Origin of the sequence: Mastigocoleus sp. MO_188.B34 (assembly GCF_030065675.1) — a bacterium.
Taxonomy (GTDB): Bacteria; Cyanobacteriota; Cyanobacteriia; order Cyanobacteriales; family Nostocaceae; genus Mastigocoleus.
Genome location: NZ_JASJDK010000191.1, coordinates 1 through 10479, shown reverse-complemented (window position 1 = coordinate 10479; position 10479 = coordinate 1). Strand labels below are relative to the sequence as shown.

Below are 10479 nucleotides of genomic sequence, written 5' to 3'. Positions count from 1 at the left end.
ATTTAATCAAGGAAGTTACTGCTTGGGAAATACAAAGAAATCAACGCGATCGCACAGTTGATTGGCAGTTTACTACCACAGATGCGCGGATTAAACTTAAACGACTTTATCCCTCAATTATTTCTTGACAGACTAGTAGGGTAACGGGAGTTTCAACTGCCACTGGTTTATCTGGAGCAGGAGCAACAGCAAAAATCGCTGCCAATGATTGCTCCAAGGTTTCTTGCATCACCACTTGGTCGCCATAGGCAACAATTACCCGTTTCAATTCGGGCAGTTGTGCCTGTTCTGCTCTCAAGTAAACAGGTTCAACGTATAGCAAGGATTGCTCAATTGGAATCACTAATAAATCGCCTCGAATCACCCGCGACCCTTGTTGATTCCATAAAGTAAGCTGCTGGGAAATCAAGGGATTTTGGTTAATTCGAGCTTCAATTTGATTGGGACCATACACCAGTTGTTGTTTGGGGAATTCGTATAGCAATAGATTGCCGTAGTTGTGCCCATCTGATCGCGCAGCCATCCAGGCAATCATGTTATCTTTGTTGACCGGAGTAAATGGCAAAATCAAGACAAATTCTTCTTGTTTACTATCCGGTAAACGCATGATGATGTGGTATGGCTCCATGATTTGGGGATTGTTTTCATATAACTCCATGGGGAAGCGCCACAGATCCTCACGGTTGTAGAACACCTCGGGATTTTTCATGTGATAAGACAAATACACCTGCGCTTGGACTTTGAATAAGTCGAGGGGATAGCGGAAATGGCTGTTGATGGCTGGAGGAATGGATTTGTTGGCAATAAATAGGCTAGGAAAAATCTTGCGGTAAGTTGCCAATATGGGATCGGTTTGGTCTACTACAAAGAATCTCATAGTACCATCAAAGGCATCAACAACTACTTTGACTGAATTGCGTATGTAGTTGACCTTGTTTTGGAAAATCTCTGCCAAACTGCCCACAGGCGATAGGGCGTTACCATTATTGCTACGAACTACTGGTTCTGAGTAGGGATAGTGATTGCTAACGGTGTAGGCATCAACAATCCACTTTAACCGACCATTAATTACGGTAATATAGGGGTCGCTATCTAGTAACAAAAATGGAGCGACCTCACTGATACGAGCGCGGATTTGGCGGCGATAGTGGACACGGGAATCGTTAGTAAAGTAATTAGAAATTAGGATCTTAATGCTGCCAAAGTCATAGGCATAAACTAAGCGTCGCCACAAGGAAGATAGAGGGACTCCCCCTTTTCCCTCATACATTGTGAAGGCATTGGTGTCCCCTTGGGGATAGTCAAATTCTTTTGTGGTTGTATGAGTAAAAATGTAATTATCAGTGCCTTCTCCGTAGTAAATTGCCGGTTCTGTTACATTTAAGTCGATCAATGATTGAGGGGGAATATTTTGAATAAACATTTGGGGTAAGCCCTGGGGAGTCACCACATTCACCGGACTCATCACCAGTCCATATCCATGGGTATACTTGAGCCGTTTATTCACCCAAGTCTGTGCTTTTGAGGAAAGTCGTTCTGTCTGCAATTCCCTAGGAGAAAGCATAACTTGGCGATAGCTTCCGTTGATAGTGTAGCGATCAATATCTACATTCAGAAAACGGTAATAAAGCCGAATCTCTTGAATCTGACGGTAAGTACTCAAAAGCGGGCGATAGTCCCACAGGCGGATGTTGCGAATTGTAGACTGGTTCTGGGCTATGTCTTCACGACTAAGTTGACTAGTTGCCGGGAATTGTTGCTTAATTACCCGATCCAAATCATAAGCTTGCTGAGTTAGTTTAATATTGTTGGCAATGTAAGGTCTTTCTTTCTCCAGTTCGTTAGGAGCGACGATAAATTGCTGCACAAACCAGGGATAAGCTCCATTCACAACAATCAAAGCAATTACATAAAGTCCAATGCCATAGAGTGGCAACACAAAGCCATTGCGCCAAATGCCGATTGTAAATAATCCTGCCAGTACCAGGGCTGCAAACCCCATAAACCAGTAGGCATGGAGTTGAGCATGGGTATCGGTGTAGCCTGCACCAAATACTACCCCATTCGTAGAATATAGCAACTCGTATCGTTGCAGCCAAAAATTAATTGCCACCAAGATGGCGATCGCTGCCAGTAATGTACTTAGATGAGCTCTGATTTTACCAGTTAGCAAGGGCTCCCTGCCCTGCCTAAGGGTAATTGCTCCTTTAAAGACATAAATTATTACTGCAATCCCCAGCGCCCAAAATAACAGTCCTTGCACCCAACCCCAGAGGGTTTGATAAAACGGCAGTTGAAATAAGTAGAAACTAATATCTTGCCCAAAAATGGGATCGGAACGACCGAACTTTGTTTGATTCAAGAACTTGAGAACAGTTTCCCATTCAGATAAACTTGTTGTTGCAGCGACAAGTGCAATCAGTATAATTCCCACCCCAACTAAATAAGGAATCGCCCTGGTATAGGGTGCCCAAACTGTATTTGATCGCAGTTCAAAGGACTGACGGCGAGTAAATCCCATCGCTAGACGATAATTTAACCATAAAAACAAGCCATAGACTAGGAGTGTGGTTAACCAAATTAGCACTTGCCAGGTTATTCTTGTCCAGAAGACATTGCTAAAGCCAGTTGCATCAAACCACCAAGCATCCGTAATTAGACGAACAACAGTCCCTAATGAGGTAAGTAAAATCATCAGAGCGATGATTATGATTACGATGATTCGTCCACTGAATTTCATAGTTCTGATTGCATCCGTATAAATGGCCTCATTAGTTAAAACTTAGGATTGAGCATTCTCAAATTAAGCAAAAAATTTGGGGAAATTGTGAGGACTTGATAAAACGTATCCGGCGACGGCAAAGCAAGAAAGCTGCGCTTACGTCGTCAGACACGTGCAATCCAGTACGCTAGAGGCAAAGACGCACCTTACGGTGTTTGCACGCGCTTACAGCGTTTGTTGACGCGGCGTAGCCAAACACCTCTGGTGCCCCTTGAACGCGCTTACAGCGAACACATCTGTTAGGATGCCTTTCACGCCGACATCGCAGGCTCTAGCTACGCTACGTGCCGTTCATTCCGTAAGGAATGCGTGCAAGCCGCTAGCTGCGTTTGCGTGCTCATGCCGCGCGTCAAAGAGATATTGATTTGACTGCTGGTATTTTCTTTCAAGAAAAGTGCCTAATGTTAATTGGTATGCGATCCACCACATAGGACAATACGGTTCAGATAAGCCTAAATTTCTTTTGTAGAGACGCGACAGAGGTTAACGCCGACGCCGCAGGCTCTGTCGCGTCTCTACAGTGTTATTTGTTTAAAAAAAGTCTTAACTGAACTGTATTGCCACATAGGAATGAGTAACTAAAAATTTATACAGGAGTAAAAGAGGCTCATGTTTAATTTATTGGGAAATTCAAAGATTCTTATCAAATTCACTATATTAACTACGTATTTTTTATACTTAAAGCAGATGATAACCTCTTCATTCCCTGTGATTTTCCCGGAGGGTGGATTATGGCAAACTTCAGCATTTCTGGAAACATTGTAGACATTCTCCACAAAACCATATTTCCGGGAACTATAATCATTAATGATGGATATATTCAAGCTATAGTACCCGAATATGGGCAACACTATGACCAATATATACTTCCTGGTTTTATTGATGCTCACGTTCACATTGAGAGTTCAATGGTTGTACCAACTGAATTCGCCCGTTTGGCAACAGTGCATGGTACAGTTGCAGCAGTTTGTGACCCCCACGAAATTGCTAATGTTCTAGGACTTTCAGGTGTGCGTTTTATGGTTGCTAATGCAGTTAAAACACCCTTCACAATTGCCTTTGGTGCTCCTTCTTGCGTTCCTGCAACTCAGTTTGAAACTGCAGGTGCTGAACTTACAAGCAAAGAAATTCGTGAACTTTTTGATCGGGACGGTATCTCTTACCTTAGCGAAGTAATGAATGTTCCTGGGGTTTTAGCTGGTGCAACAGAGGTAATGGAAAAAATCCGTATTGCTCAAGAATTAGGATATCCAGTTGATGGACATGCACCAGGACTCCAGGGTGAGGCTGTTTATAGTTATGCTAGTGCAAATATTACTACCGACCATGAGTGCAGTACCTTAGTAGAAGCACTAGATAAACTTGCAGTGGGTATGAAGATTATTATTCGTGAGGGTTCAGCAGCAAAAAATTTCGATGCATTACACAGTTTGATTGATTCTCACCCCAGCCAATGTATGTTCTGTAGTGATGACAAGCATCCTGACGATTTGGTGCATGGGCACATTAATCAGTTGGTGCAAAGAGCAGTTATACTTGGTCATGATGTGATGAAAGTATTGCAAATCGCTTGTATCAATCCCGTCTTACACTACAACCTCCATGTGGGACTATTACAAGTCGGTGATTTTGCAGATTTGATTACAGTCAAAAATTTGAGAAAATTTGAGGTGCTGTCTACCTATTGCAAGGGGATTTTAGTTGCTAAGGCAGGTAAACCATTGCTATCATCTCTACCAGTGCCAATAATAAATAATTTTAGCGCTACCACAAAACACACAACAGAGTTTTGTATCCCTGCCAAAGGTACAAAAGTCAGAGTGATTGCAGCCTTTGATAAAAACTTAATTACAGAAGAAAAACTTTTGCCAGCCCATATTCAAAATGGTGAAGTGACAGCCGACTTAGAACGGGATGTTCTCAAACTTACCGTCGTCAATCGTTATAAAAATGTACATCCTGCTGTAGGATTAATTCAAAATTTTGGACTTAAACGAGGTGCTATAGCTTCTAGCGTTGCTCATGATTCCCATAATATTGTTGCTGTTGGTACAAGTGATGAGGAACTTTGCACAGCAGTAAATGGGATAATTGACGCTAAAGGAGGTATTGCTGTAGTAGAAAACAGTAGTATCCAAGTGCTTGCTTTACCTATAGCTGGACTGATGAGTGATGCAGATGGTTATATGGTGGCAAAACAATATGCTCAAATAAATGCTGAGGTAAAAAAATTGGGTTCTCAGCTATTAGCACCATTTATGACCCTTTCTTTCATGGCGCTGCTGGTAATTCCTGATTTAAAGTTAAGTGATCGAGGGTTGTTTAGTGGTAAAGATTTCCAGTTTGTTTCTCTGTGGGTTGATTGAATATATTGATACCTTCTAAAGAGATATCTTAAAAAGAAAAGTGCCTAAAAGTACGTTCATTGGCATATGATTCAGCACCCTAGTACTGAGGAGCGGAAATAACCCGCCAGTTTTTTGAGTTAAGGAAGACGCGCTGCTGCGTAACGATTATTTAGGTTTTAAGGTAGAAGATTTGTTTTTCCTGCTCTCAATAGGGCAATAGTTTTTGAGTCTCAAAATTGAGGACGCAGCGTAAAATTATGTATCATTTGCTCTCGCTTGAAATAAAAAGTGATATATTAATAATTGAAGTCTAAAAGACTTCCCTGACAGAGATTACATGTTTAACCAAATTTAATTAAGGAGGTCAAACAGTCTGTTTTATCTAATATCTGTCTCGTTAAATAACAATAGTAACACTCATCTAAAAATCTGATATTTCCTCAAGTGTAAAAGAGGGAGTTAATTAACTGTGATTTCAAGCAGTTAAACTCCAAATTGAATTCATTAAAAGAGGAGATCCCCCAGTGAGTATAGCTTGAGTGTTATTGTTTTGAGGGTCACAAACATGGTGGAGCAAAGAGTAACAGCAAATCCTCCACATCGTCTCCGTCTTGATTAAAGAGTAATTATTTTTACTTGGATTGCCAGTCATATTTATGATCTATCGATTTACAGTAGATACGGTATTTAAGTATTTGCAGTTTGATGTTTGCATAAAGAAGTTGCAGTCAATGCTTCAATATTAGGACACTCGCATAAATAATTTCCTAAGTTTAATTTCCTAAGTTTTGAATAGCGAAGGCTAAGTAATAGCCCAGAGCAGGAAAAATTATTGGGAAGTTATTTTTTCGAGCCTCCCAAGGAAAGTAAGGCTACACCAAAACATTAAATCCCCAGTAAGCCATATGGGTAAATCGGGAATTTTTTTATTGCTTTGATCTAGAATTGAGCAACATTTGAGTGAAAACGTGGAATCGGGGCTTCAAATTGGGTGAGGACAGGGTGCAGGGGCTCTGAGAAGGGAGCAGTAAGACTAGTAATCAGGATTTTATGTAGGGCTTCATTATTGAAGTCACCTCACGGGGTTGTTTCATCGAGATGTTCAACCAAGGCTTGGTAAAATTTGAGGACGTGTTCGTCTTGCAGGCGGTAAAAAACATGCCTTCCCTGCTTGCGGTAGCTGGCCAATCGGTTAGCGCGTAGGGTTCTCAATTGATGGGAAACTGCCGATTCATTCATCTTCAAGGCGGTGGCTATATCTCCAACGCACATTTCCTGGGTTGCTAGCAGGGCGAGAATTCGCAGGCGATTGGTGTCAGCTAAAACGCCTAGAAACTCCGATATTTTCTGTGCCTTTTCAACAGCCAGGGTTTGAGGTTGAGGGAGGATTTTCTCTCCAGAGTGAGCTTGATGAGGAAGTTGGCAACAAATTTCTTCCTCATCCTTAAAATTATCTGTGGTCACTTGGTTAGGAGGATTGTCTAGCATGAGCTAAAGCTTGACTCTCCTTCAAGCATGGCAACCGCAGCCCTTATGTCCGCAACCTTGTCCAGTAGGATGGCCGTTGGCGCAGTCTTGGGAGCAGTAAGCTTTGCTATCTTTGATCACAGCATCAGAAAGGGAAACAATGCATAGACAAGATTCACAAGCACATTTCATTTGTGTCACGGTAGTCATGGACTGACTCCTTTTACATTCTACTACAATAATAGTAATACCTGAACAGGTATTCAGGTATTGAGTGCCACCAATCTTTACAAATATCTACGATCAATAGATTGTTATGCCGATGCCCGGTTTCTCCAATTCGCCCACCAGCTTCTCGGAACAGGAAAGGCAGAAGTTTGTACGCACTACGTGTTAGAACGCGCTTACTGCGAACAACTTGCTGCGTCCAAGCGTAGGCAGAAGGTAGTCCCAATGAAAACTTCACCATAGTTAGCAATAGCTGTGGGTTTGACGCATCCTGACGGATGTTAGATGCAGACAGATCACTGCGACTCAGGTTATTTTTTTGGGCGATCGCATTTAAATTTTCCCAAGCTGTATCTGTGATTATTAGCGATCGCATTTAAATTTTCTGGTTTTTGATAGTCCTGTTAAAATTTACTGAAATCAGAGCACTTACGCCGCAAGGATTTTTGTTGACTAAGGGTGTGGAGATTTTATATGGAATTTCTAAATGGCTAACATCTGACTTGTTTCAGGAAATGGTTGGGTTTGACTGATTACGTCAACATTTGGGTCGAGTGTATCACCCGTATTGTAAACGTAGTCGAAAGCACCACTATCTCCTAGTAAATGAGCACGCAAAAATAAACCACTCCAACGGGCAATTGTTTCTACAGCAATTTCCTGGTCTAATGTAGGTCTACTCGGCTCGCGAATAAGATTGTCTTCGTTAGTTATACCGTAATGGTTTGCTCCGTCAACTGTAATTAAGGCTTTGGGCGGATTAATTATTTCATCGTAGGTTTCTTCAGTTGAAGAAGGTTGAATTACACTATCACGGTTACCAAAAATCAATCCAGTTGGAATATCCTCATTATTCACTGGAAGAAATTCATTTGTTATTGGATCTCTAAAGCTCGTGCCATAAAATATACCAGCCATTAATTCTGGTGGCTGAACATAGTCTTCCGAACAAATTCCTGGTAAACAAATATCGTCTTGAAGTGCGCCTAATCCGACAGAACCACCAAAGGAATGACCTAGTAATCCTAATTTATCTGTATCAACAATATCTGCTATGGGAGAAGAGGGGTTATTATCTTCTATGACCATTTGATTGAGAACATCGTTGACCTGCTGCTGTTGGGCGAAGAGTCCGGTGAATGCTTCGCCTGTTGCTGGATTTACTACACTTCTTTCGTCATTGGGGACAACAACAACAAATCCATAACTTGCAACTTGAGCCGCATAATTTGAGTAATCAGATTTATCTACTAATGCACCCTGTAACATTAATGCTACCGGGAATTCTACGGTTTTTTTGGCAATATTAGGTACAATAGGGTAGTAAATATCAGCTGGGTCGCCATTTACTGCGATAGTTGTACTGTAATTACCAATGGTCTTATATAAGGGATCGGGACTGAATTTAGTAGTGCATTCGGGAATAAACCAAGGTTTATCGAGCTTATGCGGAAAGACAAATTGATTCAGATCTTCTAAATCTAGATCTTCTAAATTTAGGTCATCTAGTGAAAATTTTGGGGAAATTTCATTCAGTTCCGAGTTCAGGCGATCGTTAAAAAATTGATTTATTCCGGATAGTAAATCTTTATCGTTGAAAGATACACTGACGCCATCTTCATCAACCAACTGAATTTTATTTTTATGATTTTTGAGTTCGAGATCTGCAATCAATTCATTAGCAGTATTTTCTCCATACAGATGGTTGTAATACTTACATGAGATTGATTCAATACTATCTAGAAGTAATGAATTCAAGAAAAATTTACTGTTATGTTTGTTGCGATTTAATATATTGAATTTACCTTTACCAAGTAAAAATTCCTGTACGTCACCATTACCCAAGGTAAATTTACTAACTAAATCACCATCTTGAGTATTTAGGAAGAAATTATGATTCTCTGAGTACGAAGTATTTTCCATAAATCATAAAGCCCACAGTATAGGTTATCTAATATGATTTTTCTTCAAATTACTTCCACATTCAAGAGAGCGAATAAATTCTATATATTAGAATTCTAGATAGTTGTAATTTCCTAAGTTATTTCTCTAAAAGATTTTCTAACGCTGCACCGACAACCCGATGATCGGGGTCTTTTCTAAGTTTTTCTAAGGCTGCTTTTGCTTGAGGATCGTCAAATCTTTTTAACGCATAAGCAGCCCGCAGACGTATATTTTGTAATTCATGGTTGGCTAATTCTAGTAATTTCGCTAAAGCTTCAGCACTTTTATTAGTATTTGCGAGCACACCCAATACATCTACTCCTGATTCCTGTACTGTTAAGTCTTCATCCTTAAGAGCTACCAGGGAAACATCAAATAAGTCTTCGGGACATTCCATTTCCACTAATACAGCTATGATACTGCGACGAACTATCCAATGATCGTCTTGATAAAAAGTTGCTACCAAGTGGGGAATTGATACTTTCCCAAATAAAGATAAGGAGTTTGCAGCTTCAGCCCGTACGTTGGGAGTATCATCTAGTTTCATCATTTCCATTAAAGCTGCAAAAGATTCTGAAGTTTGTTTTTTTGCTAAACTCATCGCAACGCGCGATCGAACCAAAAATTCTGAATCATAGAGTTTAGTTTTGAGTAAGGGTACAGCAATTTCCGATTGATAACTGTTAAGAGCATCAATAGCCTTGAGACGATAAGAAAAATCGGAGTTGTTGAGATTTGCTTTGATTTCCTGGAGTTCCATGTATATACCCGGGCAGATTTTTTAACTCATATTTTTTACTTTATTTTACAAAATTAAACAAATAAGAAGATCCTAAGGCAAGATTTATTTGGGGATTGGGTAATCAACGGTTAGCGTCTGAATTTGCTAAAAGCTTATAGAAAAAGATGTATAGGAGTAGGTAAAAAATGACCCAATTAACAGAAAAAGTAAAAGAATTAATTATCAAAGCGAGAATTGTCAGCTTTGCTGAGTGGGAAAAAACCCATCCAAAAACAGCAATTGAGATTTTTCAAGCAGCAGATGATGCAGGTCGCTATTTGACAGATGAAGATTTACAGCAGATAGAAACCCTTGCACCAAACAATTCAAAATTTATCCCTTTTGTTAAAGTTTTGCGCGATTGCGTCACTGAAATTGTTGATGAAGCTAGGGAGCAAGTTTTAACTACCTACCCCGATATTACCCAACCCGGAGGAGGTTTATATCCTCAACAACGAGCAGCTGCTTGCTGGCGAGATTTTTGGCATTTTTTGCGTTGTATTTCCTACGGAATTGCTGGGGGACACTCAGAATATACGAGTTCTACTGGGCTTCACTATATGAAGTTACTATATGAAGAATTACAAGTACCTTTAGATGCAATGGTTGTTGGTTTAGAAGGTATTAAGACTGCTAGTCTAAAACGATGTGACACAGATTTAGCAGAAGTTTTGAGTCCTTATTTCGACCATCTGATTACTAAAATGGCTAGCTTTCGGGACAGTTAAGAGTTTATGGCTAACGCCACGCCCTTACGGGCGCTACAGTTAACAGTTATCAGTAACTCATTACCCATTACCCATTACCCATTACCAATTGCCAATTAACCTGAGTTCGGGATAAGAAAAAGGACAGGTAGTAAGCTGAGAATAACATCAAATCAGCAGCCTGTCCTATGTTCAGTTTAGATGCTTTGTTTTGTCATGTAG

8 protein-coding genes and 1 pseudogene are annotated in these 10479 nt (G+C 40.3%); 3 read left to right on the top strand and 6 right to left on the bottom strand.

Annotated features, from left to right (window positions below; genetic code table 11):
* Positions 1 to 128 (top strand): annotated as a pseudogene (locus QNJ50_RS27245) (IS630 family transposase); the annotation flags it as partial.
* On the opposite strand, the gene QNJ50_RS27240 reads toward QNJ50_RS27245, so the two are convergent.
* Positions 107 to 2740, bottom strand: coding sequence for a UPF0182 family protein (locus tag QNJ50_RS27240; protein ID WP_300641919.1), 2634 nt, complete (start codon positions 2738 to 2740; stop codon positions 107 to 109). The pseudogene QNJ50_RS27245 and the gene QNJ50_RS27240 overlap by 22 nt on opposite strands.
* A gap of 773 nt (positions 2741 to 3513) precedes the next feature.
* Here QNJ50_RS27240 and ade point away from each other — a divergent pair.
* On the top strand, positions 3514 to 5148 hold the full coding sequence (ade, locus tag QNJ50_RS27235; RefSeq protein WP_300641918.1) for an adenine deaminase: 1635 nt from the start codon (positions 3514 to 3516) through the stop codon (positions 5146 to 5148).
* Positions 5149 to 6207: 1059 nt separating this feature from the next.
* Here ade and QNJ50_RS27230 read toward each other — a convergent pair.
* The 5 genes from QNJ50_RS27230 to QNJ50_RS27210 all read right to left on the bottom strand — a co-directional run bounded on the left by QNJ50_RS27230 (position 6208) and on the right by QNJ50_RS27210 (position 9529).
* Positions 6208 to 6618 carry a metalloregulator ArsR/SmtB family transcription factor gene (locus QNJ50_RS27230; RefSeq protein ID WP_366914346.1) on the bottom strand — a complete coding sequence of 137 codons (411 nt, stop codon included), beginning with the start codon at positions 6616 to 6618 and terminating at the stop codon, positions 6208 to 6210.
* Positions 6619 to 6639: 21 nt separating this feature from the next.
* Positions 6640 to 6807 carry a metallothionein gene (locus tag QNJ50_RS27225; RefSeq protein WP_300641917.1) on the bottom strand — a complete coding sequence of 56 codons (168 nt, stop codon included), beginning with the start codon at positions 6805 to 6807 and terminating at the stop codon, positions 6640 to 6642.
* A gap of 13 nt (positions 6808 to 6820) precedes the next feature.
* Complete coding sequence (locus QNJ50_RS27220; RefSeq protein WP_300641915.1) at positions 6821 to 7201, bottom strand: hypothetical protein; 381 nt, start codon at positions 7199 to 7201, stop codon at positions 6821 to 6823.
* A gap of 107 nt (positions 7202 to 7308) precedes the next feature.
* Positions 7309 to 8748 carry a hypothetical protein gene (locus tag QNJ50_RS27215; protein ID WP_300641913.1) on the bottom strand — a complete coding sequence of 480 codons (1440 nt, stop codon included), beginning with the start codon at positions 8746 to 8748 and terminating at the stop codon, positions 7309 to 7311.
* A gap of 118 nt (positions 8749 to 8866) precedes the next feature.
* The gene (locus QNJ50_RS27210; protein ID WP_300641912.1) at positions 8867 to 9529 is read right to left on the bottom strand and encodes a HEAT repeat domain-containing protein; all 663 of its coding nucleotides are present in this window, start codon (positions 9527 to 9529) and stop codon (positions 8867 to 8869) included.
* A gap of 167 nt (positions 9530 to 9696) precedes the next feature.
* Here QNJ50_RS27210 and QNJ50_RS27205 point away from each other — a divergent pair, with 167 nt between their 5' ends.
* The gene (locus QNJ50_RS27205) at positions 9697 to 10278 is read left to right on the top strand and encodes a phycobilisome protein (RefSeq protein WP_300641910.1); all 582 of its coding nucleotides are present in this window, start codon (positions 9697 to 9699) and stop codon (positions 10276 to 10278) included.
* The last annotated feature ends 201 nt before the right edge of the window (positions 10279 to 10479 follow it).

What these genes read in the sequence shown, in the direction of transcription:
- QNJ50_RS27240 (WP_300641919.1), bottom strand. Translation starts at nt 2,740, where the DNA reads ATGAAATTCAGTGGACGAATCATCGTAATCATAATCATCGCTCTGATG.
- ade (WP_300641918.1), top strand. Translation starts at nt 3,514, where the DNA reads ATGGCAAACTTCAGCATTTCTGGAAACATTGTAGACATTCTCCACAAA.
- QNJ50_RS27230 (WP_366914346.1), bottom strand. Translation starts at nt 6,618, where the DNA reads ATGCTAGACAATCCTCCTAACCAAGTGACCACAGATAATTTTAAGGAT.
- QNJ50_RS27225 (WP_300641917.1), bottom strand. Translation starts at nt 6,807, where the DNA reads ATGACTACCGTGACACAAATGAAATGTGCTTGTGAATCTTGTCTATGC.
- QNJ50_RS27220 (WP_300641915.1), bottom strand. Translation starts at nt 7,201, where the DNA reads ATGCGATCGCTAATAATCACAGATACAGCTTGGGAAAATTTAAATGCG.
- QNJ50_RS27215 (WP_300641913.1), bottom strand. Translation starts at nt 8,748, where the DNA reads ATGGAAAATACTTCGTACTCAGAGAATCATAATTTCTTCCTAAATACT.
- QNJ50_RS27210 (WP_300641912.1), bottom strand. Translation starts at nt 9,529, where the DNA reads ATGGAACTCCAGGAAATCAAAGCAAATCTCAACAACTCCGATTTTTCT.
- QNJ50_RS27205 (WP_300641910.1), top strand. Translation starts at nt 9,697, where the DNA reads ATGACCCAATTAACAGAAAAAGTAAAAGAATTAATTATCAAAGCGAGA.